Here is a 23,618-nt window from a genome sequence, read left to right as displayed (position 1 = left end):
ATTAACATAAAAGGTTTATTTATATAAGGGGGATATATATAATGAAAAAAATAATGAGTGGTAATGAAGCCATTGCTAGGGGTGCCTATGAAGCGGGTTGTGTTATAGCTTCTGCTTATCCAGGCACTCCAAGTACAGAAATACTAGAAAATTTTGCATTATATGATGGGGTATATGCAGAATGGGCACCAAATGAGAAGGTTGCCTTTGAAGTTGCATCAGGAGCATCTATTGGTGGTGCAAGAAGCTTAAGTACAATGAAACATGTTGGACTTAATGTAGCAGCAGATCCATTATTTACTATGGCTTATGAGGGAGTTAATGGAGGTTTTGTGGTTGTAAGTGCTGATGATCCAGGGATGCACTCATCACAAAATGAACAAGATAATAGATTATATGCTAAGCATTCTAAAATAGCATTAGTTGAACCATCAGATTCTCAAGAGTGTAAAGACTTTATGATAGAAGCTTACAAAATAAGTGAAGAATATGATACTGTAGTTTTATTTAGAAGTACAACTAGAGTTTCTCACTCTAAGAGTATTGTTGAATTAGGTGAAAAAGTTTCTGTACCAGTAAAAAAATATGAAAAGAATATAAAAAAATATATTATGACACCAGCTCATGCCAGAACAAAGCATTATGAGGTAGAAGAGAGGTTAGAAAAACTTAGGGAATATTCTAACAGAACTCCTCTTAATAGAACTGAAATGAATAACAGAAAAATAGGAATAATTACTAGTGGAATAAGTTATCAATATGCTAAGGAAGTCTTTGGTGATGATGTATCCTATTTGAAATTAGGATTTACTCATCCGCTTCCTGATAAATTAATCAAAGATTTCAGTGAAAAAGTAGAAAAACTTTACGTAGTAGAAGAAAATGAACCTTATATAGAAACATTTATTAAAGCTATGGGAATAGAATGCATTGGTAAGGAAGTTATTCCAATATGTGGAGAATTGAATCCAGAAATAATAAGAAAAGGTATATTAAATAATCAAGTTGAAAAATCATATTCAATAGATGTAAAGGCACCAACAAGACCTCCAGTTTTGTGTGCAGGATGTCCTCATAGGGGAATGTTCTATACTATATCTAAAATGAAGAATGTAATAGCTACTGGTGATATAGGATGTTATACATTAGGAATGGTTGCACCATTAAGTGTAACTGATACAGTTATATGTATGGGAGCATCAATATCAGCTGGACTTGGAATACAAAAAGCTAGGCAAATGGCAGGAGAACAGGCAAAAGTTTTCTCTTTTATAGGAGACTCTACTTTCTTCCATTCAGGTGTAACTGGACTTATTAATTCTGTTTATAATAATATTCCAATAGTTACATGTATATTAGATAATAGAATAACAGGTATGACAGGGCATCAAGAAAACCCAGGTTCAGGAAAGACTTTGCAAGGTAAAGAAGCACCTATGGTTGATATAGAAAGCTTAGTATTATCTATAGGTATTAAAAAAGAAAATTTAAGAGTTGTAGATCCATATAATTTAAAACAAACTGAAGATGCAGTTAAAGAAGCTTATAATAGTTCAGAACCTTTTGTTATAATAACAAAACAACCATGTGCATTAATAAAAGAAGTCTCAAAGAGAAGAGCAAAATTAAAATGTAGAGTTATAAAAGAAAAGTGTGTAAAATGTAAGGCGTGCTTAAAAACTGGATGTCCAGCACTTAGTCAAGATAAAGATGGAAAGACAAGAATAGATCACAATGCGTGTAATGGATGTGAAATATGTAAACAAGCCTGTAAGTTTGGGGCAATAGAAAAGGTGGGTGAATAAAATGGATAAGAGTATATTATTTGTAGGAGTTGGAGGACAAGGAACTATACTTGCATCTAAAATTTTAACACAAGGTGTTTTAAAGGCTGGGTATGATGTTAAAATGTCAGAAGTTCATGGTATGGCACAAAGAGGAGGAAATGTGTCTACTCAAGTTAGATTTGGCAAAAGGGTGTATTCTCCATTAATAGAAGAAGGGACAGCAGATGTAATAGTAGCTTTTGAAAAGAGTGAAGCGGCAAGATGGATAAGTTATTTAAAGGAAGATGGAAGCTTAGTTGTTAATAACTATGAAATATATCCAATTACAGTAACAACAGGAAATGAAAAATACCCTGAAAATGTAAATGAAGCGTTAAAGAATACAGTGAAGAAGACTATTATAATAAATGCAGCTGAAATTGCTGAAAGTCTTGGAAATATAAAAGCACAAAATGTGGTTTTACTTGGAGCTTTAATAAAAGCATTAGAGTTAACAGATATTGATTGGGAAGAAATAGTTAAAGAGAATGTACCATCAAAAATAGTTGACCTTAATTTAAAAGCATTGAAACTAGGACTAGAAGCATAAAAATAAAGCTTGGTATTTTTACTAAGCTTTAGGTACATTCAAAAAAATAACAAGTCAGTATGCTAGCATATTTGACTTGTTATTTTTTTCATGTGCCTTATTTTTATTTTACAACTTTTATATATTCAACTTTTGGATCTTCAGTTCCTTGAACATAAAGACCAACAGATTTTAAATCTTCAACATAATCAATAATACTATTAGAGATAATCTCACCAGGACAAAGCACTGGAATTCCAGGAGGATAAGCAAGTAAGAATTCACCACTTATATGTCCTATTGATTCTCTAAGAGTTAATGATTCTTTTACAGAATTAAATGCATCCCTTGGAATCATCTTTTGTTCAGGAATATCAGGAATATCTAAGAAATCCGGTTTCTTATTTGATTTACCCATATATTCAGAACTTATTTCTTTAAGAGCATTTAATAGTGTATCAATATTTTCTTTGGTATCACCAAATGAACCAACAGCTAAAACATTATATAAATCTGAAAGTTCAAATTGTATATGGTATTTATTTGATAATATCATATCTAGATCATATCCAGTTATGCCTAAATCTCTACATGTAATTGTAATTTTAGTAGGATCTAAAGCATGGACTCCAGGATTACCTATAATTTCTTCACCAAAACAATAAAATCCAGGTATTTTATTTATTTCACATCTTGCATATGTTGAAAGCTCTATAGCTTTATCAAGAAGCTCTTTTCCATTAAGTGCTATTTGACGTCTTGCACAGTCTAAAGAAGCCATTAGTATATATGATGGTGATGTAGTTTGAAGTAAGTTTAATACTTGCTGAACTCTAGCAACATCAATATATTTTGACTTAACTTGAAGAAGAGAGCTTTGAGTTAAAGCACTTATTATTTTATGAGTACTTTGAGCACATATATCAGCGCCAGCCTCAATTGCAGATACAGGTAACTTGTCATTAAATTTTAAATGAGGTCCATGGGCTTCATCAACAATAAGTGGAATATCATATTCATGAACTATATCAGCTATAGTTTTAATGTCCGTAGCTACACCATAATAAGTAGGATTAATAATTAAAACAGCCTTTGCATCAGGGTGTTCTTTTAAAGTATCCTTAACTGTTTCAGGGGTAACACTATGAGCAATTCCAAGTTTTTTATCAAGTTCTGGTTGCATATAAACAGGACTTGCACCACTAAGAATTATTCCAGCAGTAACTGACTTATGAACATTTCTTGGAATAATTATTTTTTCTCCAGATTTAACTACAGACATAATCATAGCCTGTATTGCTCCAGAAGTTCCATGAATTGAGAAAAAAGCAGCATCAGATCCATATGCATCAGCAGCAAGCTCTTGAGCTTTTTTTATAGCTCCAGTTGGATGATGCAAACTGTCAACTAATTTGAAAACAGTAACATCAATTTTAAAAGGATTCTCTCCAATAAAACTTTTAAATTCTTCATCTATTCCTTGACCCTTTTTATGACCAGGAACATGAAATGGTATAGTTTCTCTATTAACATACTCCATTAAAGCATCAAATAATGGAGTTTCATTTTGATTTAATTTATACACCTAAACTTGGCCCCCTCTTCTCTAGATTTTATTTCTGGTGATAAAACAATAGTATCATTATAAGGTAAACATATTAGGAATGCAATAAAAAAAGGATTTTCATAACAGCGGGAATTTTATAAAAATATGAAATTGTATGTATAAGAAAAATGCTTATGGCAACAATACTTAAAAGGAGGGATAAATATGGAGACTTTAGTAATTAATAAGAGAGATAAAAATTCAACTCATAGTGCTAGAAAAGTACGTAGACAAGGAAAAGTTCCGGGAGTTATGTATGGAGCTTTAATGAATAATTTTTTATTTGAAGTAAGTGAAATGGATCTAGATAAAGAAATTGCAAATCATGGAGAGTTTGGAGTTGTAAATGTTTCTTTGGAGGGAAAAGAACATAAGGCTTTAATAAAAGAAGTCCAAAGAGATCCGTTTAGTAAAAAAGTAATTCATATTGATTTAGAAGATATTAATAAAGATGAAAAGATTGAAACAGACATTCCAATAAGATTCTTAAATGAGGATTTAATTTCAAATTACGGTGGAATAGTCCAAAAAGAAAAAGCATCTATTAAAGTGAGGTGTTCTGTAAATAATGTACCAGATCATATAGATGTTAGCTTTAAGAAGGATGAAATAGGAACAGCCATAAAAGTTGGTGATGTAGAGTTTGGATCAGAAATAAGTGTTTTAGATGATGTTAATAGTACAGTTGCATCAATAAGCTATGTAGGTACTAAGGCAGAAGAAACAGAAAAAGAGAAAGATACAAAGTAATGTTTATATAAATTAAGGGTTAGATATATTAAGTATCTAACCCTTTGTACATGTACAGGAAAGTATAAAAAATTTTTATCCTAAAATGCTGATAAAACCTAGGGTTAAAGAGAGTTTTAATTAGTGACAAGTTATAAGTTAAAAGTTAAGGGTGAAATCTTCCTACAGAAGGTTTCTAAAATAAAAAATATTTTAAGAAAACCTGTGGTTTTCAACCATAACTTGTCACTTAAAAATGGCGTATACATTTTTTTAGTGTTATAACATTATAAATCTTGCCCTAGTAGTACAACAGTATTATAATATATTTACGCTAATTAAAATATATGTAAGAAGGTTTCTCTTGTTGATTGAAAACATTTATTGTAAACTATATCTGTAAGCCTTTAGATTAATTATTGTTAGATTTAGGGGAAGTTTTATTTTTAAATAATATGTTCTCAAGAAAAGGATTGTGCTAATTTTGCTAAAGTGTTATAGAGTATATCAATAGGTAAATTTCACTTGAATTATGGAGCTTAAAATTACATTATATTTTCATAGTTTATAGCTTTAATTTATAACAACATATAGAATGAAGTTATACTAGATGTTTATCATTGAGAGAAATTAAAAAAAGCAATGGTATGTCAATAGGAGGAATATTTATGACTTATTTAGACAAATATAATTTATGGTTAAACTCAAACCATATTGATGAAGAAACAAAAAAAGAACTTAAAAGTATTGAAGATAATACTGAAATAGAAGATAGATTTTATAAAGACCTTGAATTTGGTACAGGAGGACTTCGTGGCATTATAGGAGCTGGAAGTAATAGAATGAATATATACACAGTAGGTAAAGCAACTCAAGGTTTTTCAGATTACCTAAATAAAAAATATGAAACATCATCTGTTGCAATAGCTTATGACTCAAGAATAATGGCTAAAGAGTTTGCTAAAGCTGCAGCATTAAACTTTGCTGCCAATAATATAAAGGTTTACTTATTTGATTCTTTAAGACCAACACCTATGCTTTCATTTGCAGTAAGACACTTAAATTGCAAAGGTGGCGTTGTAATTACAGCATCACATAATCCTAAGAAATATAATGGGTACAAGGTGTACGGCGATGATGGTGGACAAGTAACGGATACAGCAGCTAAAGAGATAATAGAATGTGTGAATAGTATAAATGATTTTGAAAATATAATGACTATAAATGAAGAAGAAGCGATATCTAAAAATCTTTTACAATACGTGGGAGAAGAAGTTGATAAGGCATACATAGAAAAAGTTAAGGCTTTATCAATAAGAAAACAGCTTATAAATGAAGAAGCTAAAAATTTAAATATAATATATACTCCAATACATGGATCAGGTAATGTTCCGGTAAGAACTGTATTAAAGGAACTAGGGTATGAAAATCTTAAGGTTGTAAAAGAACAAGAGATGCCAGATGGTACATTTCCAACTGTAGCATATCCAAATCCAGAGGAGCCTAAGGTATTTGAATTAGCGTTAGATATGGCTAAAAATATAAACCCAGATATAATATTTGGAACAGATCCAGACTGCGATAGAATAGGGGTAGTTGCTAAAGATAACAGTGGACAGTATAAGGTTTTAACTGGAAATCAAACAGGACTGCTTTTAACTCATTATATATTAAGTTCATTAAAAGAAGAAGATAAACTGCCAAACAATGGAGTTGTTATTAAGACTATAGTAACAACAGAAGCTGTAAGAAATATTTCTAAGGATTATAATGTTGAGCTTATTGATGTCTTAACTGGATTTAAATATATAGGAGAAAAGATAAAGGAATTTGAAATAAACAAAGATAAATCATATTTATTTGGTTTTGAGGAAAGCTATGGTTACCTAGCAGGAACTTTTGTAAGAGATAAGGATGCAGTAGTAACAGCAGCTTTAATATGTGAGATGACTCTTTATTATAAAAAGCAAGGAAAAAATTTATATGAAGCTCTTACAGATTTATATGATAAATATGGATATTTTAAAGAAAGTTTAGTTTCTTTAGAGCTTCAAGGAAAAGAAGGTCAAGAAAAAATAGCTAATTGTATAGAACACTTAAGACATTCTATGAAAACACAAATTAATGGAATAAATATAATTAAGAAACAAGATTATAAATTAAGCATTGAAAAGGATTTGGTTAAAATTGAAGAAAATATAATTGATTTGCCTAAATCTAATGTTTTGAAGTTTGTGTTAGAGGATGATTCTTGGTTTGTTGTAAGACCATCAGGCACTGAACCAAAAATGAAAGTATATCTTTCAGTTAAGGGAAATTCCTTTGAAGATTCAGAAGAAAAAATAGGAATTTTTAAAGAGAGCATAATGAAAATAATAAAAGAAGGATTAAATTAGAAAAAAGCCCCTCCAATTTTTAAGAGGGGCTTAAGTTTTTATTATAGAAAAAAATTTTCAAAATGGTTATAATAGTATTTGTATTTTATATAAGATTTAAATTAAGGAAGGATTGAACCAAATGAATTATAAATCAAAGCTAAGGGAAAGACTTTCTGGTATGTTATTCTTGCAATTAAAAGAAGAAGCTTTAAAAGATATCTTTAAAGTTGATATTAAAAAATATAAAGAGCTAAATGATATTTTTGTTCCAGTGGATACAAATTACTTAGCTAATAATATAAATGATAAAAACAAAATTAACAATATACCAATTACTACATTTATAGAAGGCATGTTTTTTGCTATGGGAGCAGACATTAATTTTAAATATAATGGCATATACATAGATATATTAAATAATATACCTTCATCTAAAGATTTCATTAAAAAGAAAATAGCGCAAAGTGTAAAAGAAAATGATTTAGAAAAGGCTTTTATACTAATAAATGGTCTTTTAATTATAGATAAAAGTGATGATATATTTGAAAAAGCTTTAACAATTTGTGAAGCAATAAGAGAAAATAATGATAAGTTTACAGAAATAGAAGAAGAAATTATAGAGGAATTTATAAATTATAGCAATATTGCAAGCCCATATTTATATAAATCTATAATTTTTAGAGATAAAGAAGAGTATGAACTTTCATTGATAAATTTAGATAAGTATTTAAATAAAGGTGGAGAAAAAACAGGTGAAATTTTAAATTTTAGAAATTGGCTTGAAAATGCAGTTAATTATGAAAAGGGAAAAAACTTAGTATATGAAGCACCTAAGGAGGCTATAAAACTCCTTTCACCACTAATAGAAGAATTTTCAGATAATCCATTATTATATTATCATTTAGCAGTATCATACAGAGTACTTGGACTTCATGAAAAAGCAATATTTTATTTAAATGATGCATTAAGAATAGATAGTGCCTTTGCAGAACCACTTAATGAATTAGGTCTTAATTATGCATCTTTAGGATATTATGAGAAGGCTATTGAATATTTTAAAAAAGTTTTTCAAGTTACAAAAAGCTTGGAGATATGTACAAACATAGCTATGTGTTATATAAAACTTGGAAATAAAAAAGATGCAAAACTTCATTTAGATATAGCGGAAAAGATAGATCCAGATGATGAAATTGTATCAGAAATAAAAGAAATGATAAAAAATTAGGACTAAAGACTAAAGGAGTGTAAAATATGCTATGTGCATTAATAATGGCAGGAGGAAAGGGAACTAGATTTTGGCCATTATCTACAGAAAATAAACCTAAGCAATTTTTAAGCCTTTTAGGTGAAGAAACAATGATTCAAATGACAGTAAATAGAATCCATAGGGTAATTCCATATGAGAGGATATTTATAGTGACATGTGAAGAGTATAAAAAATATATACAAGAACAGTTGCCATATATACCAGAAGAAAATATAATACTTGAACCTATGGGAAGAAATACAGCACCATGTATAGCCTTATCAGCATTTGAAATAAATAAAAAATTTAAGAATAGCTCAATGGTAGTGTTGCCAGCAGATCATTTAGTAAGAGATGAGGAGAGATTTGTATCAATTATAAGAGAATCCTATGGGTTTGTAGATAATAACCCTAAATCAATTGTTACAATAGGAATAAAGCCTACAAGACCTGAAACAGGATATGGATATATAGAATATGATGCAAAATCATTAAACGGAGGGCTAAAAAAAGTAAGTAGGTTTGTTGAAAAACCGAATATTGATAAAGCTATGGAGTATTTAAAAAATGGTAATTTTCTATGGAATAGTGGTATATTTTTATGGAATAGCAACTATATTTTAGAGCTTATGAGGCAATACTTAAAAGATACTTATAATCTTTTAAAAGATGTTTATGATGGTCCAATGGAGAAATACGATGAGAATTTAAAAAAAGCATATGAAAAAGCAGAAAATATATCTGTAGATTATGCTATAATGGAAAAAATAAACAATATATATGTTATTGATGGTGAACTTGGTTGGGATGACGTAGGAAGCTGGAAAGCTATAAGTAGATATAATCTAAAGGATTTAAGAGAAAATATTAAGATGGGTAAAGTAAAACTTATAAATTCTAAAAATAATATGGTGGTTTCAAGTAATAAGAAGATAATATTAGCAGATGTTGAAGATTTAATTGTAGTTGAAAGTGATGATATGATAATGATAACTAAGATGGATAATATAGACAAAGTATCTTCTTATAAAGATAAAGTTCAGGAGGAATAAATGGATAAAGAAAGAATTAAATTATTAAATATTTATGTAGATAATATAAATATGAAAGAGGCTGTTGATGAGGTTGAAAAATTAGCCAATTCATCTAAGTATAACTATGTTGTAACTCCTAATGTAGCTCATGTTGTTTTTTTAGAAGAAGATAAAGAATTTAAAGAAGTTTATGATAATGCAGATTTAATACTTACAGATGGTATGCCCCTTATATGGATTTCAAAATACTTTAAGTGTCCAATAAAAGAAAAAGTATCAGGATCAGATCTTTTTCCATTAATATGTGAAAGAGCAGCGATAAATGGACATAAGATATTTATATTAGGAGCAGCAGAAGGTGTTGCTAAAACTGCAGCAGATAAGTTGTGTGAAAAATATAAAAACCTTAACGTTGTGGGTACATACTCACCTCCTTATGGATTTGAAGAAGATAAAAAAGAGGTAAAAAAGGTAATAGATATTGTCAATGAAGCTGAGCCACATATTTTATTTGTAGGACTAGGGGCGCCAAAACAAGAGAAATTTATTTATAAATATAGAGATGAACTGAAAGTTCCAGTTTCATTAGGGATAGGAGCTGCTATAGATTTTCAAGCTGGTAATATAAAAAGAGCGCCAAGGTGGATGCAAAGCTCAGGTCTAGAAGGGTTTTATAGATTTTTTAAAGAGCCTAAAAGAATGTTTAAAAGAGTATTTATAGATGATTTTAAAATTTTTCCTTTAGTATTTAAATATAAGAATCAAAGAATGTAGGTGTTAGTATGAGATATTATATGGAATATTTAAAGACAGGTAATGTTAATCTTGTCAAAGATATGGGTATGATTCCATATAAGCTTCACAAAAATTATGGATATGATTCTACGGTAGTAACATATAAAAATGGTGATTATCCTTATTTAAAAAATGAAGTAAAAGGGCTGAAAATAGATTTTATAAAAAAAATGTTTAGAAGTTACTCTTTAGATGGAGCAAGGTATCTTGTTAAGAATGGTAAAAACATAGATGTACTTCAAATATTTCATGTGACATTAAGTTCAGTTTTCTATGCATATTCTTATAAAATGAGTAATAATAAAGGTAAAATTTACTTAAAACTAGATTGCAGCCATAAACTTCCAGATAAAATAAAATCTATGTCTAAAATAGGACTATTTTTTACAAATAAATTTTTCGATAAAATAGATTTAATGAGTGCAGAACAAAAATGTTTACATGAACAGTTGAAAGAATTATTACCAAAACAAAGAAATAAAATAATACACGTTACTAATGGGGTAGATTTTGATTATTTGAATTCAAAAAATATTAAATATGATTTTAATATAAAAGAAAACATTATACTTAATGTTGCAAGAATAGGAGCAGAAGAAAAGAAAACAGATGTTTTACTAGAAGCTTTTGCTCAAATACCTAATATAGAAAAAACTAATTGGAAGTTAAGATTAATTGGCCCAATAGAGCAAAAATTTGAAAAACACATAGAAAGATATTTTGAAAAATATCCCCAAATTAAAGGAAAAGTTGAATTTATAGGTAATATTGAAAATAGAGAAGAGTTATATAAAGAGTATAGAAAAGCTAAAATATTTACATTAACTTCAGACTGTGAAAGTTTTGGTATTGCATTCATAGAAGCGGCAGCTTTAGGTGATGTAATAATTGCAACAAATGTTGGAATTGCAAAAGAATTAGTTGATTATAATAATGGAAAACTTGTTGATATAAATGATATTAATTCCTTAAGTAAGGCATTTGAAGAATATATAAATCTTAACGAGGAAGATTTTAAAGCAAAAAGTGATAAAACATATAACATATGTAAAGAAAAATTTGATTGGAATACAATAATAGAAAAATTAAATTGTGATATAAAAAAAATATTTAATTAAAAAACAGGCATTATGGAGAATGAAGTATAAGAATTTTCTGTAATGTCTATTAATTTAGAATTATGAATAAAATAGGTAATCTAATATTAATATTAATATAATAATAAAAAACTTCAAAAAAATATAAAAAAGTATAAATTTCAAGAATTTTGTATTAATTTATTGTAAAATGAGAAAAAATAATTTATAATATAATTGTTATGAATTTATCAATTGGACTTTAACGACTTAAAATGATAAAACATTAAATAAATTCAGACAATTAAAAACGATTTCAAAGAAGGAAAACTCCTATATAATACAGAATTATTACAATAATCGGAAAATATAGGAGGGTACATTATGAAAAATACAATAATTATAAATGGAGAAACTTTAACATTAGAAGAAATAATTCAAGTAGCTGTATATGGTACAACAGTTGAAATTCATGAAAATGCAATAAAAAAGATAAAAAAATCAAGAACTATAGTAGAAAATATCGTAAAAGAAGGTAAGGTAGTATATGGAATAACAACTGGATTTGGAAAGTTTTCAGATGTTAATATTTCTAATGATGAATGCAAGACTTTACAAAAAAATTTAATTTTATCCCATTCCTGTGGATTTGGAGATATGTTGTCAAAAGAAATAACAAGATCCATAATGTTACTTAGAATAAATGCTTTGTGTAAAGGCTTCTCAGGAATATCCTTAGAAACTTTAAATACATTACTATTAATGTTAAATAAAGGTGTACATCCTTGTATACCAGAAAAAGGTTCTTTGGGAGCATCTGGAGATTTAGCACCATTATCTCATATGGTATTACCTATGATGGGTGAAGGGGTTGCTGAATATGAAGGAAATATTTATGATGGAAAAGAAGCTATGAAAATGGCTAACATAGAAGCAATAGAATTAACATATAAAGAAGGACTAGCTTTAATAAATGGAACTCAAGTTATGACCGGCGTTGGTGCTATAGCGCTTAAACAAGCTATAGATTTAGTAAAACTAAGTGATATAGCAGGGGCATTAACTTTAGAGGCTCTAAGAGGAATAAAGGATGCATTCGACTTGAGGATTCATGAGGTAAGACCACATAAGGGTCAAATTGACACAGCAAAAAACATATTATCCCTAGTTGAGGGAAGTACATCTATAACAAGACAGGGAGAACTAAGAGTTCAAGATGCATATACATTAAGATGTATACCTCAAATTCATGGCGCGATAAAAGACTCAATAAATCATGTCAAAGAAAAAATTAAAATAGAAGTTAATTCAGTAACTGATAACCCTATAGTTTTAGAAAATGGAGATATTATATCAGGGGGTAATTTCCATGGAGAACCTATGGCACTTCCTTTTGATTTTTTAGCAATTGCTGTTTCAGAAATGGGTAATGTATCTGAAAGAAGATTAGAAAGATTAATAAACTATCAGCTAAATGACTTACCAGCATTTTTAACACCTAATGGTGGTTTAAACTCAGGATTTATGATAACACAATATGCAGCAGCAGCACTAGTATCTGAAAATAAGGTATTAAGTCATCCAGCATCAGTTGATTCCATACCATCTTCTGCAAACCAAGAAGATCATGTAAGCATGGGAACAATTGCAGCAAGAAAAGCTTTAGAGGTTATACAAAATACTAGAAGAGTTTTAGCAACAGAAATTTTAGCTGCATGTCAAGCTATTGATTTTAGAGAAAATATAGAATTAGGAAAAGGAACTAAAATAGCTTATAAAACTGTAAGAAATCATATAGAATTTATAAAAGAAGACAAGCTGATGTATAATGAATTAGAAAAATGTACTGATCTTCTAAAAAATGGTGAATTACTTAAAGCTGTCGAAGAAAAAATTAATTTTAATTTATAGGGAGGAAAAAATATGTTATCAGATTTAACAATAAAAGGTTTTGTTGGAGAATTATCATCTAATTCTCCAGCTCCAGGCGGAGGAAGTGTAGCAGCATTAGGTGCATCTATAGGGGCTGCATTAGGTTCAATGGTATTTAGCTTGACTATTGGGAAAAAAGTTTATAATAATTACGATGAAGAAACAAAAAAATTAATAGACGGAAAATTAGTTAAAGCTAATGATTTAAAAAACAAGTATCTACAACTTATGGAAGATGATACAGAAGCTTTTTTAAAGGTTATGGAAGCTTTTAAAATGCCTAAGGAAACTGAAGAAGAAAAAAAGGCAAGAAAAGAAAAAATTGATGAGAGTTATAAAGGTGCTTTAGATGTTCCTTATAACTTGGCTAATCTTTGTTATGAAGCTTATGATGTAATAGAGGTGGCTGTTAAATATGGAAATATAAATGCTGTATCAGATGCTGGTGTAGCAGCACTGTTTATTCAAGCATCATTAGAAAGTGCTATTTTAAATGTTAAAATAAATTTATCATCTGTAAGTGATGAAGAAAAGAAAAAAGTACTAAAAGAAAGATGTAATGAATTAATAAGTACAGGAAGAAATAGAAGAGATGATATTATAAAAATAGCAGATGAGAAAATAGAAGGTTAAAATTTGGGAGGAAAGAAAATGAATAATACTAAGGAGAAAAAGGCCATTACCCTGGAGAGCTTTATATGCTTAGGCCTATTTATAGTGTTTTTTGTAGCTATAGGTACAAAAATGGGAACCGTCAATATGTTTAAAACCATAATGAGTACAGCCCATGATTTGCTGCTGAACACTGTGTTCTTTATAATGGCGATTGCAGTTATAGCAGGTGCTGTAGCATCATTGCTATCTGAATTTGGAGTAATAGCAATCATCAATAAGATATTATCACCATTTATGAAACCATTATATAATTTACCAGGAGCAGCGGCTTTAGGAGTTGTAACAACATATCTTTCTGATAATCCAGCTATAATAACCTTAGCGGATGACAAAGGATTTAAGAAATATTTTAAAAAGTACCAACTTCCAGCGTTAACTAACCTTGGAACATCTTTTGGTATGGGACTTATAGTAACAACATTTATGATGACACAGCAGTCGCCAACTGGTGAAAACTTGGTTAAAGCTGCACTTATAGGTAATATAGGAGCAATACTAGGAAGTATATTAAGTGTTAGATTAATGCTTCATTTCACAAAAAAAGTTTATGGAACAGAAGCAATGGCTATTGAAGTTAAAGACGTAAATAAAGAGTCTTTAGATACTAGAGAAATAAGAGAAGGAAGTACAGGAGCTAGAATATTATCATCATTACTTGATGGTGGAAAGACAGGGGTAGAACTTGGTCTTGCTGTTATACCAGGAGTTTTAATTATATGTACTTTTGTTATGATACTTACTAATGGACCATCAGCTCAAGGATATACAGGAGCAATTGGAGAAGGTGTTGGATTCTTACCATGGATAGGAGATAAAATTTCGTTTATCTTAAAACCATTATTAGGTTTTGAGAACCCTCAAGCAATAGCTTTCCCTATAACATCTTTAGGTGCTGTAGGTGCTGCTATAAGTTTAGTTCCTAATTTCCTTGCCAATGGTATAATTGGAGGAAATGAAATTGCAGTGTTTACAGCAATGGGAATGTGTTGGAGTGGATATTTAAGTACTCATGTTGCAATGATGGATTCATTGAAATGTAGGAATTTAACAGGTAAAGCTATATTAAGTCATACTTTAGGTGGTTTACTTGCTGGAACTGCAGCACACTGGATATATGTACTTATAGCTTAAGACCAAAATATTCTATGAGAGATTATAATAATTACATAGAATTATCTAGAAATAAAAGTTACAAAGATTTAAACCTTTGTAACTTTTATTTTATTCATGTAAGAATATTGGAGTATCTGGAAGTTCAGTTAATGGTTTGATTTCATATCCCATTGATTTCCATTCTTTTATTACATCATCTAAAATTTCTGTGTTTGTTTTTGATACTGCATGTAATAATATTATTCCTCCATTGTGAGTACGTTTTAATATAGTTTCCTTTGCTTTAGTTTTTTCAGGTTGGTTTTTAATATCCCAATCGTGATATGCAAAACTCCAAAATATACTTTTATAACCTAAATCTTTAGTGTATTTTAGAGATGTTTCACTATATTTTCCCATAGGAGGTCTAAAGAATTTTGGAATATCTTCACCAATTAGATTTTTATATTCTTCTTCTACATTAGAAAACTCTTTATTAAATTTATCTTTGTCAGTAATAGATGCCATTGAAGGATGAGTTGTACTGTGGTTGCACACTAAGTGACCTTCATCGACCATTCTTTTTATTAAATCAGGATTTTGCTTTATATAAGGTTTTACAACAAAAAAGGCAGCGGGAACATTATTATTTTTTAGAATGTCTAGGATTTCAGGAGTAAAACCATTTTCATAACCTTCATCAAAGGTTAAGTAAATTACTTTTGATGAAGTATCACCTAAGTAATAGGAATCGTAATTGGCTATAAAGCGTTTACTTTCTTTTGGAGCATTTGGTGGAATACCATCATTTCGTATTTGAAAGTACCAATTTAACTCTTTGGTTTCTAAGTTACTAGATATGGTTTGGGTATCTGTAATAACACTATTGTTTAAGTTTTCAATCATAGATATTTTTGGTAAACTACATATATGGAGACCAATTAAAGAGTATATAAGAAATTTTCTCATAAAATCACCTCATCTTAGGAGTTGTAATGTATGGATAAATTTGATTTGATTATAAAAAAATATTATAAAGAAATATATTCATCAGATAATAGTATTAACATAAAAGAGAAAATTAATGAGTGTAAAAACTATCTAAACATGGAACAAGAAATATATTTTAGTGATTTTTACAATGAAATTGTAAAGAAACAAAAGGAAAAGGGTGCAGTATATACACCAAGAAATATTGTAAGATATATAATAAAGAATTCTATAAATAAAGAGATGATAATAAAAAATCCATTTATCAAGATACTAGATCCTAGTTGTGGGGGAGGAAATTTTGTAATCGAACTATATAAATATTTATTTGAAATTTATTGTGATAACATAGAAATGATAAATAAAATAAATAATCTTAATTTAAATAAGTATATGTTACATAAGCATATATTAGAAAAAAACATATATGGATTTGATATAGATAAAAAAGCTATAGAGATATTAAGATTAGATTTATGGTCTTTAATTGATGATAACGATTTTAGTGACAACATAAGAAATGATGATTTTCTTATGTTAGATGAAAAAGAAAAGTTTGATGTTATTTTGGGGAATCCTCCATATATAGGTCATAAATCTATAGACAAGTCTTATATAAAGAATATAAAAGAGTTTTATTGTGATGTTTATAAAAATAAAAGTGATCTATGCTATTGTTTTATAAAAAAGGCAAAAAAAATATGTTTAGAAGAAGGTATAGTTGTATTTATAATATCAAGATATTTTTTAGAAGGGCAAAATGCTATTAGTATTAGAAGTTTTATAAAAAACAACTATGAAATCAAAACAATAATTGATTATTATGGATTGAGACCTTTTAAAGGTACTGGGATAGACCCAGCCATATTATTTTTAAAGAACTCATCATGTGTAAACAAAGAATACAATTTTCAGGTTCTTAGACCTTTCTTAAACCAAATAAGAGAAAAAAAATTTAATTTTATAAGTGAAGTTGATACAAAAAAAAACATACATATAATAAAATGTAAATTCGGTGATTTAGAACATGAAAATTGGATTATTCTAGATGAGATTGAAAAAAGTATAGTAAATAAAATTATAAGAAGAAGCAATTGTAAACTTGGAAATTTAGTGGAGAGTTTTCAAGGCGTTATTACAGGTTGTGATAAAGCATTTATAGTGAATGAAGAAATAATTAATAATCATAAAATAGAAAGGGATTTAATACATTCTTGGATTAAAAGTAGTAATATAGATAAGAATAAAGTAAACAAAAGTAATCTAAAATTGATATATTCAAATGATATAAAGGAAGAAATTCATAAAAATTCATTAAACTATATAGAACCATTTAAAGAAAAATTAAATAATAGAAGAGAGTGTATAAGAGGTATTAGAAAATGGTATGAATTACAATGGGGTAGGGATAAGGAGAGTTTTAAAAAGAAAAAAATAATACATCCATATAAATCTAATGAAAATAGATTTGCCATAGATGAGGATGGAAGTTATTTTAGTGCAGATGTATATGGGTTTATACTAGCTAAAGATATATTGTCATATGAAAATCTTACAAAAATTTTAAATAGTAAAATATATGAGTTTTATATAAAAACTGTACTTAAAAAGTTAGGAGATTATTTATATGAATATTATCCTAATAATCTTTTGAAAATAGGTATATTAAGTGATTTGAACAGGTTTTTAAGTTGTAATTTTACAGAGGAAGAATTATATGATTTTTATAATTTAACATCAAAAGAGATAGAATTTATAAACCAAAGCATAAAAAAACAATAAAAACACTTAAAATCTGTAATACTTGACTATTAAGTGGGGCTAACGGTATAATCGTATTCTAGGGATAAAATGCCCTGGAGTAGGATTGAAATTTATACATAAGTTTATTAATAAACCAGTTGTGATAAACAATAATACGTTGTTTTAATACAAGCTAATGGTGGTTTAAAAATATAGATTTAAAACGAGAAAGGAATGTACATAGATGAAACTTGGAATAGTTGGGTTACCTAATGTTGGTAAAAGTACTTTATTTAATGCAATAACAAAGGCAGGAGCGGAGTCTGCAAACTACCCATTCTGTACTATAGAACCAAATGTTGGAGTTGTAAGTGTTCCTGATAAAAGATTAGATGTTTTAGAAAAGATGTATAACACTAAAAGAAAAGTATATACTGCTATAGAATTTTATGATATAGCTGGATTAGTTAGAGGAGCAAGTAAGGGAGAAGGTCTTGGAAATAAGTTTTTATCTCATATAAGAGAGGTATCAGCAATAGTTCATGTTGTTAGAAGTTTTAGTGACGAAAATGTTGTGCACGTTGATGGAAGTGTAGATCCTATAAGAGACATAGAAACAATAAATCTTGAACTTATATTTTCAGATTTAGAAGTTCTAGAAAGAAGAATGGAAAGAGCCTTAAAGCTTGTGAGATCAGGAGATAAAAAGGCTAAAGCAGAATATGCAATAATGGAAAGAATGAAAGAACAGTTAGAAGCAGGAAAACCTGTAAGAACATTAGAAGCTACTGATGATGAGAAAGAATTCATAGATAGCTTGTTTTTAATAACTTCAAAATCAGTTTTATACGTTGCAAATATATCAGAAGATGATTTAATGGATGGAAATATTGAAAATGAATATGTTAAAAAAGTAAAAGAATATGCAGAATCTGAAAATTCAGAAGTTGTAGTTATAAGTGCAAAAATAGAGGAAGAACTGTCAACTTTAGAAGATGATGAAAAAATGGCTATGCTTGAAGAGTACGGTCTTCATGAAACAGGTCTTGATCAATTAGTTAGAAAGAGCTATAAGTTATTAGGACTAATGAGCTATTTAACAGCAGGTGTTCAAGAAGTAAGAGCATGGACTATACACAATGGAACAAAGGCTCCAGCAGCTGCTGGTAAGATACATTCAGATATAGAGAGAGGTTTTATAAGAGCTGAGGTTGTTTCTTATAATGACTTAATTGAGTGTGGTTCTGAGGCTGCTGCTAAAGAAAAGGGATGTTACAGACTTGAAGGAAAAGAGTATGTGATGAAAGATGGAGATGTAGTTCAATTTAGATTTAATGTTTAATTAAAGAAAGAAACACATAATTAGGTTATTATCCTAATTATGTGTGTTTTTATTTATATCAGGGCTACAGATGGTGCCCAACACACCATTTTACTATGTGGGTAAACAGGTAATAAAATATATAACATTTAGATAGTTGAAATAACACCACGTAAATGAAGATTAGTTCTATAATAGATAGATTTAACATTGAAATGGTGTACTAATAAAAGATCTATATATTTTATTAGTTATCAAAGTTATCTACAGATTCGAAATTTTATAATATCCTATAAAGTAAAAAAAGACCGAGAATATTAAATATCTCAATCTTTTTGTTGGCGGGAATATGTGGGAATCGAACCCACCCATGGTGGTCTTAGCACCACAACACGGTTTTGAAGACCGGCGAGCACACCAGCACTCATCTACTCCCATGTAGCTTACGTTTTATATAATATTACAAAATGAAATAATTGTCAACACTTTTATTCTATTTTGTAATATTATAGTGAATTTAATTATAATGTAGCGATTAATGCGAAATATTTTATATCTATATAAGATATTCAACGATTTTTAAAATAATTAGATAAAAACTTGGAATTTATTAGAAGAAAATAATTAGATTGAAAAATACATTTAAAAAAGGTTTTTTAAATTTTTTAGAGAATAAATTTCTATGATGTGAATTAAATATAGTTGAAATTATGCACTTTACAAAAGTTTTAAAATAAAATTTAATACAAAAGCACATTTTTACTAGTTCAAATGAGAAAAGAATATTATAATATATAAAAGGAAAGAGTAAATGTAGTCATATTAAAGGGTTTAGATAATAAAAAAATAATATTAACTATTGAGAAAAAATTAAATAATAAACAAGCAAAATTTAAAAGGAGATTTACTATGGAGTTTAAACACATATCAGTTTTATTAGAGGAATGTATAGATGCATTAAATATAAAAGAAGATGGAATATATGTTGATTGTACATTAGGAGGAGCAGGACATTCTAGTGAAATAATAAAGAGGTTATCCTCAAAAGGTACATTAATTGGTATAGATCAGGATACAGATGCATTAAAAGCTGCAAAAGAAAGATTAAAAGAATATGAAAATGTAATATACGTACATGACAACTTTCATAATATTGAAGAAATACTTAAGAATTTAGGTATAGATAAGGTTGATGGAATACTTATGGATTTGGGAGTTTCATCATATCAATTGGATGCAGGGGAAAGAGGATTTAGTTATATGCATGATGGTGCATTAGATATGAGAATGGATAGAGATAGTGATTTCTCCGCATATGATATTGTTAACGGATATTCTAAGGAGCAGCTATACAAAATAATTAAAGAATATGGAGAGGAAAGATTCGCTAAACGTGTGGCTGACTTTATTGTTGATAGAAGAAGCCCTAAGCCTATAGAAACTACTTTTGAACTTGTAGATATAATAAAAGCGGCTATTCCAGCTAAAGCCAGGAGAGAAGGACCACATCCAGCTAAAAGGACATTTCAAGCAATAAGAATAGAGGTTAATAGAGAACTTGCAATATTAAATAAAGCAATAGAAGATGGGGTAGAACACTTAAATGAGAATGGAAGAATGGGAATAATAACATTCCATTCATTAGAAGATAGAATAGTAAAGGTTAAATTTAAGGCGTTAGAAAATCCCTGTACTTGTCCTAGAGACTTTCCTATGTGTATCTGTAATAAGAAACCCAAGGTGAAAGTTTTAACAAGAAAACCTATTGACCCAAGTGAACAAGAGTTAGAAATTAACCCAAGAAGCAGAAGTGCTAAGCTTAGATGTGTAGAAAAAATTTGTTCTAAATAATCTTAGGGGTGAATAAGAATGATAATAAATGAGAAAAGCATTAATGGATCTACTGTGAGTGTACCAAATGAAGAGCAAGACAGAAAAATAAGTAAAGAATATAGAGAACTTAAAAGGGTGAAAAAAGAACGAAATAAAAGAAATAAGGAACGTCAATGGCAAGTGAAAAAAGGTACTTTGAAAGTTATTGCTTTGTTATTTATATGCGGTTTTTCAGTGGTATATAGCTATGGCAATACGTTTACTAAACAAAAAACATTGTTAGATTTAAAAAAAGAAGTTAGAAAAGTAAATGAGGCAAATGATAACTTAAAAGTAGAACTTCTTAAATTTAGTAATTTTGAATATGTAAAAAGTAGTGCAGAACAGAAGCTTGGAATGGTAGCTCCAGATAGGAAAAATGCTCTTTCTCTTGATTTGAACAAAGACAATTTTCAAGAAGATGAGAAAATAGAGGCTAAAGATAATAGCATGCTGAATTTTTTTAAAGATTTATTCTTTTAGTAATTAGTGCTAGTTTGGAGGTAGCAATGTGTCGAAAGGTGATTACAAAGATGAAGTTGTAGTAAGAAAAAGGATGACAATAGTTCTACTAGGTTTATTCCTACTACTCTTTGTTCTGATTTTTAGATTATTTTATATAATGATGGTGAAGGGAGATTACTTATCATATAAGGCAAAGGAACAATGGACAAGTGAAGTAAAATTATCAGCAAAAAGAGGAAGAATTCTTGATAGAAATGGAAATGAACTTGCTGTAAGTGCCAATGTATATAGAATTGACTTGGATCTGAATGCAATAAGACAAAATAATAATAAAAATAACATAACAATGGAAGAATTGGCAGGTAAGCTTTCAGAAGCTACGTCTATGGAAAGAGATACTGTTTTTAAGATTCTAACAAAAACACTTCCAAGTGGAGAACCAATGGGTTCAGCTAATCTTGTTAGAAGAATTGAAAAGTCAGAAGCGGACAAGGTTAGTGCTTTAAACATAAAGGGAGTTATGGTATCACCAGATACCAAAAGATATTATCCTAATAATAATTTTCTATCACATGTACTTGGATCAACCAATGTAGATGGAGAAGGTTTAACAGGGGTAGAGTTAACATATAATAAATACTTATCGGGTGTTCCAGGGATGCGTATAACAGAGTTAGATAGAAATAGTGGAGAGCTTCCTAACGTAATATCAGAGTATACAGATCCAATACCAGGTAAGGATGTATACTTAACCATAGATGAAAAAATCCAATATTTTGCAGAAAAAGCTGCAGAACAGGCAATGAGTGACAATAAAGCTAAGGCTGTGTCTATAATAGTAATGGATCCAAAAAGTGGTGAGGTTTATGCCCTTGTAAATAAACCTGATTTTAATCCAAACAATCCAAGAGAGGGTGCTGAAAACAGTGATGAACTCCAAAAAATGTGGAGAAACAGAGCTGTAAATGATACCTATGAACCAGGATCAATTTTTAAAGTAATAACATCAACAGCTGCTTTAGAAGAAGGTATAATAAATGATGGTACAACTTTCACATGTCCAGGAAGTATTAAGATTGGAAATAGAACTATTCACTGCTGGAACAGAAATGGACATGGAACTCAAAAATTTCCAGATATAATAAAAAACTCTTGTAATGTTGGATTTGTTGAGTTAGGTAAAATGCTTGGGGCAGAGAAATTAAATAAACATATAGATGAATTTGGATTTGGAAAGCCAACGGGAATAGATTTGCCAGGAGAAGCTAAGGGAATAGTTAAGAAAACGGAAAGTATTAGTGAGATTGACTTAGCAACTATTGCGTTTGGACAAACTAATACAGTTACACCTATACAGTTTTTAGCAGGCTTTAATGCTGTAGCTAATAATGGTGTTTGGATAAAGCCACATGTTATGAAGGAAATTAAAAGCGAAGATGATAGTGATATTACAAAATATGATGACTATGATTCAAAAAGAGTAGCAAGTGAAGAAAATACAACATTATTAAGACAATATCTTGAAAGAGTTGTAACTGAGGGTAGTGGTAAGAAGACCTTTATAGACGGATATCATATAGCTGGTAAAACAGGAACGGCTCAAAAGGTTAATCCACAGAATGGTTCATATGAGGCAGGTAAATATGTTGCTTCATTTGTTGGAATGGCACCATCAAATGACCCTAAAATAACAGTGTTTGTTTCAGTAGATGAGCCAAGTGCAGGGACCTATTATGCATCTGAAGTTGCTGTTCCAGTTGCAAAACAAGTATTTAATGATATATTTAATTATTTAGAATTTAAGTCAGATGCTAGTGCAGAAGATGTTGCAAAAAGCTTATTAAATGATGTTATGGTTCCAGAAGTTAGAGGAATGTCAAAGGATAAAGCTATAGCAGCATTAAAAAATTCTAAGTTGGAGGTAGAAGTTCAAGGAAATGGTGGAAATATTAATGATATGAATCCTAAGCCAGGATATATAGCAAAAGAAGGAGGAAAAATCATACTTTACACTGAGGGAGCTGCAAATTATAATAAAGAAGTGATGGTACCAGAATTAATTGGTATGACTAAAGAAAAGGCCACACAGGTTTTAAATAGTTTAGGTCTTAAAGCAAGCTTTGAAGGAGAAGGATTAGTTTCAGGTCAAAGTGTTGAGGCTAAAACTGTTGTAGCAAGAGGTAATATAATAAACATTACTTTATCAATAAATGGCGGAGATTAATTTTTTAGGCATGTGGTATGTTAAATATTTTAAACGCCACATGCCTATGTTGTGTATATAACTAACTGATGTTAAGGAGTGTAAT

At 29.2% G+C, this 23,618-nt stretch carries 18 protein-coding genes and 1 tRNA gene; 16 read left to right on the top strand and 3 right to left on the bottom strand.

Annotated elements, in window-relative coordinates:
* Nucleotides 1-41 precede the first annotated feature (41 nt).
* Together iorA and BM119_RS04405 are read left to right on the top strand one after the other, a co-directional pair.
* A complete protein-coding gene (iorA, locus tag BM119_RS04410) occupies nt 42-1,805 on the top strand; it encodes an indolepyruvate ferredoxin oxidoreductase subunit alpha (protein ID WP_090039251.1) in 1,764 nt (587 codons plus the stop codon).
* Nucleotide 1,806: 1 nt separating this feature from the next.
* On the top strand, nt 1,807-2,376 hold the full coding sequence (locus BM119_RS04405; RefSeq protein ID WP_090039249.1) for an indolepyruvate oxidoreductase subunit beta: 570 nt from the start codon (nt 1,807-1,809) through the stop codon (nt 2,374-2,376).
* 103 nt (nt 2,377-2,479) lie between these two features.
* Here the strand turns inward: BM119_RS04405 and BM119_RS04400 are convergent, their stop codons facing one another.
* On the bottom strand, nt 2,480-3,940 hold the full coding sequence (locus BM119_RS04400) for an aminotransferase class I/II-fold pyridoxal phosphate-dependent enzyme (protein ID WP_090039247.1): 1,461 nt from the start codon (nt 3,938-3,940) through the stop codon (nt 2,480-2,482).
* A gap of 186 nt (nt 3,941-4,126) precedes the next feature.
* Between BM119_RS04400 and BM119_RS04395 the strand changes: the two genes are divergently transcribed.
* The 9 genes from BM119_RS04395 (at nt 4,127) to BM119_RS04355 (ending at nt 14,957) form a co-directional block, all read left to right on the top strand.
* Nucleotides 4,127-4,711 carry a 50S ribosomal protein L25 gene (locus BM119_RS04395; RefSeq protein ID WP_090039246.1) on the top strand — a complete coding sequence of 195 codons (585 nt, stop codon included), beginning with the start codon at nt 4,127-4,129 and terminating at the stop codon, nt 4,709-4,711.
* 647 nt (nt 4,712-5,358) lie between these two features.
* Nucleotides 5,359-7,086 carry a phospho-sugar mutase gene (locus BM119_RS04390; protein ID WP_090039244.1) on the top strand — a complete coding sequence of 576 codons (1,728 nt, stop codon included), beginning with the start codon at nt 5,359-5,361 and terminating at the stop codon, nt 7,084-7,086.
* A gap of 121 nt (nt 7,087-7,207) precedes the next feature.
* Nucleotides 7,208-8,293 carry a tetratricopeptide repeat protein gene (locus BM119_RS04385; RefSeq protein ID WP_090039242.1) on the top strand — a complete coding sequence of 362 codons (1,086 nt, stop codon included), beginning with the start codon at nt 7,208-7,210 and terminating at the stop codon, nt 8,291-8,293.
* Between the two features lie 26 nt (nt 8,294-8,319).
* Nucleotides 8,320-9,366, top strand: coding sequence for a mannose-1-phosphate guanylyltransferase (locus BM119_RS04380; RefSeq protein ID WP_090039241.1), 1,047 nt, complete (start codon nt 8,320-8,322; stop codon nt 9,364-9,366).
* On the top strand, nt 9,367-10,122 hold the full coding sequence (locus tag BM119_RS04375; RefSeq protein ID WP_090039239.1) for a WecB/TagA/CpsF family glycosyltransferase: 756 nt from the start codon (nt 9,367-9,369) through the stop codon (nt 10,120-10,122).
* Between the two features lie 20 nt (nt 10,123-10,142).
* Entirely contained in the window at nt 10,143-11,261 is a 1,119-nt protein-coding gene (locus BM119_RS04370; protein ID WP_242948313.1) for a glycosyltransferase family 4 protein, read from the top strand.
* A gap of 342 nt (nt 11,262-11,603) precedes the next feature.
* The gene (gene hutH, locus BM119_RS04365) at nt 11,604-13,130 is read left to right on the top strand and encodes a histidine ammonia-lyase (RefSeq protein ID WP_090039235.1); all 1,527 of its coding nucleotides are present in this window, start codon (nt 11,604-11,606) and stop codon (nt 13,128-13,130) included.
* A gap of 12 nt (nt 13,131-13,142) precedes the next feature.
* Nucleotides 13,143-13,784 (top strand): cyclodeaminase/cyclohydrolase family protein, encoded by a 642-nt coding sequence (locus BM119_RS04360; protein WP_090039234.1) that lies wholly within the window; start codon nt 13,143-13,145, stop codon nt 13,782-13,784.
* An 18-nt stretch (nt 13,785-13,802) separates the two neighbouring features.
* The gene (locus BM119_RS04355) at nt 13,803-14,957 is read left to right on the top strand and encodes a CD0519/CD1768 family membrane protein (protein ID WP_090039232.1); all 1,155 of its coding nucleotides are present in this window, start codon (nt 13,803-13,805) and stop codon (nt 14,955-14,957) included.
* 90 nt (nt 14,958-15,047) lie between these two features.
* On the opposite strand, the gene pdaA is transcribed toward BM119_RS04355, so the two are convergent.
* Nucleotides 15,048-15,887 carry a delta-lactam-biosynthetic de-N-acetylase gene (gene pdaA, locus BM119_RS04350; protein ID WP_090039231.1) on the bottom strand — a complete coding sequence of 280 codons (840 nt, stop codon included), beginning with the start codon at nt 15,885-15,887 and terminating at the stop codon, nt 15,048-15,050.
* 30 nt (nt 15,888-15,917) lie between these two features.
* On the opposite strand from pdaA, the gene BM119_RS04345 reads away from it, so the two are divergent.
* Complete coding sequence (locus BM119_RS04345) at nt 15,918-17,690, top strand: Eco57I restriction-modification methylase domain-containing protein (RefSeq protein WP_090039229.1); 1,773 nt, start codon at nt 15,918-15,920, stop codon at nt 17,688-17,690.
* 205 nt (nt 17,691-17,895) lie between these two features.
* A complete protein-coding gene (ychF, locus tag BM119_RS04340; RefSeq protein ID WP_090039227.1) occupies nt 17,896-18,993 on the top strand; it encodes a redox-regulated ATPase YchF in 1,098 nt (365 codons plus the stop codon).
* Between the two features lie 318 nt (nt 18,994-19,311).
* Here the strand turns inward: ychF and BM119_RS04335 are convergent.
* Nucleotides 19,312-19,408, bottom strand: a tRNA-Sec gene (locus tag BM119_RS04335).
* A 473-nt stretch (nt 19,409-19,881) separates the two neighbouring features.
* Between BM119_RS04335 and rsmH the strand changes: the two genes are divergently transcribed.
* From rsmH to BM119_RS04320, 3 genes are read left to right on the top strand one after another with little or no spacing between them, the layout of a single operon-like run.
* Entirely contained in the window at nt 19,882-20,823 is a 942-nt protein-coding gene (gene rsmH, locus BM119_RS04330; RefSeq protein ID WP_090039226.1) for a 16S rRNA (cytosine(1402)-N(4))-methyltransferase RsmH, read from the top strand.
* 18 nt (nt 20,824-20,841) lie between these two features.
* Nucleotides 20,842-21,327: an FtsB/FtsL family cell division protein gene (locus BM119_RS04325; protein WP_090039224.1), complete on the top strand. Its 486-nt coding sequence runs from the start codon at nt 20,842-20,844 to the stop codon at nt 21,325-21,327.
* A 28-nt stretch (nt 21,328-21,355) separates the two neighbouring features.
* Nucleotides 21,356-23,533 carry a stage V sporulation protein D gene (locus BM119_RS04320; protein ID WP_090039223.1) on the top strand — a complete coding sequence of 726 codons (2,178 nt, stop codon included), beginning with the start codon at nt 21,356-21,358 and terminating at the stop codon, nt 23,531-23,533.
* Nucleotides 23,534-23,618 lie beyond the last annotated feature (85 nt).

It is taken from the genome of Clostridium frigidicarnis (assembly GCF_900111985.1).
Classification (GTDB): domain Bacteria; phylum Bacillota; class Clostridia; order Clostridiales; family Clostridiaceae; genus Clostridium_Z; species Clostridium_Z frigidicarnis.
The sequence above is the reverse complement of the archived record's forward strand: the minus strand, read 5'-3'. Positions and strand labels throughout refer to the sequence as shown.

Excerpts from the sequence above, each read along its gene's own strand:
- iorA (WP_090039251.1), top strand. The coding sequence starts at position 42 with ATGAAAAAAATAATGAGTGGTAATGAAGCCATTGCTAGGGGTGCCTAT.
- BM119_RS04405 (WP_090039249.1), top strand. The coding sequence starts at position 1,807 with ATGGATAAGAGTATATTATTTGTAGGAGTTGGAGGACAAGGAACTATA.
- BM119_RS04395 (WP_090039246.1), top strand. The coding sequence starts at position 4,127 with ATGGAGACTTTAGTAATTAATAAGAGAGATAAAAATTCAACTCATAGT.
- BM119_RS04390 (WP_090039244.1), top strand. The coding sequence starts at position 5,359 with ATGACTTATTTAGACAAATATAATTTATGGTTAAACTCAAACCATATT.
- BM119_RS04385 (WP_090039242.1), top strand. The coding sequence starts at position 7,208 with ATGAATTATAAATCAAAGCTAAGGGAAAGACTTTCTGGTATGTTATTC.
- BM119_RS04380 (WP_090039241.1), top strand. The coding sequence starts at position 8,320 with ATGCTATGTGCATTAATAATGGCAGGAGGAAAGGGAACTAGATTTTGG.
- BM119_RS04375 (WP_090039239.1), top strand. The coding sequence starts at position 9,367 with ATGGATAAAGAAAGAATTAAATTATTAAATATTTATGTAGATAATATA.
- BM119_RS04370 (WP_242948313.1), top strand. The coding sequence starts at position 10,143 with ATGGAATATTTAAAGACAGGTAATGTTAATCTTGTCAAAGATATGGGT.
- hutH (WP_090039235.1), top strand. The coding sequence starts at position 11,604 with ATGAAAAATACAATAATTATAAATGGAGAAACTTTAACATTAGAAGAA.
- BM119_RS04360 (WP_090039234.1), top strand. The coding sequence starts at position 13,143 with ATGTTATCAGATTTAACAATAAAAGGTTTTGTTGGAGAATTATCATCT.
- BM119_RS04355 (WP_090039232.1), top strand. The coding sequence starts at position 13,803 with ATGAATAATACTAAGGAGAAAAAGGCCATTACCCTGGAGAGCTTTATA.
- pdaA (WP_090039231.1), bottom strand. The coding sequence starts at position 15,887 with ATGAGAAAATTTCTTATATACTCTTTAATTGGTCTCCATATATGTAGT.
- BM119_RS04345 (WP_090039229.1), top strand. The coding sequence starts at position 15,918 with ATGGATAAATTTGATTTGATTATAAAAAAATATTATAAAGAAATATAT.
- ychF (WP_090039227.1), top strand. The coding sequence starts at position 17,896 with ATGAAACTTGGAATAGTTGGGTTACCTAATGTTGGTAAAAGTACTTTA.
- rsmH (WP_090039226.1), top strand. The coding sequence starts at position 19,882 with ATGGAGTTTAAACACATATCAGTTTTATTAGAGGAATGTATAGATGCA.
- BM119_RS04325 (WP_090039224.1), top strand. The coding sequence starts at position 20,842 with ATGATAATAAATGAGAAAAGCATTAATGGATCTACTGTGAGTGTACCA.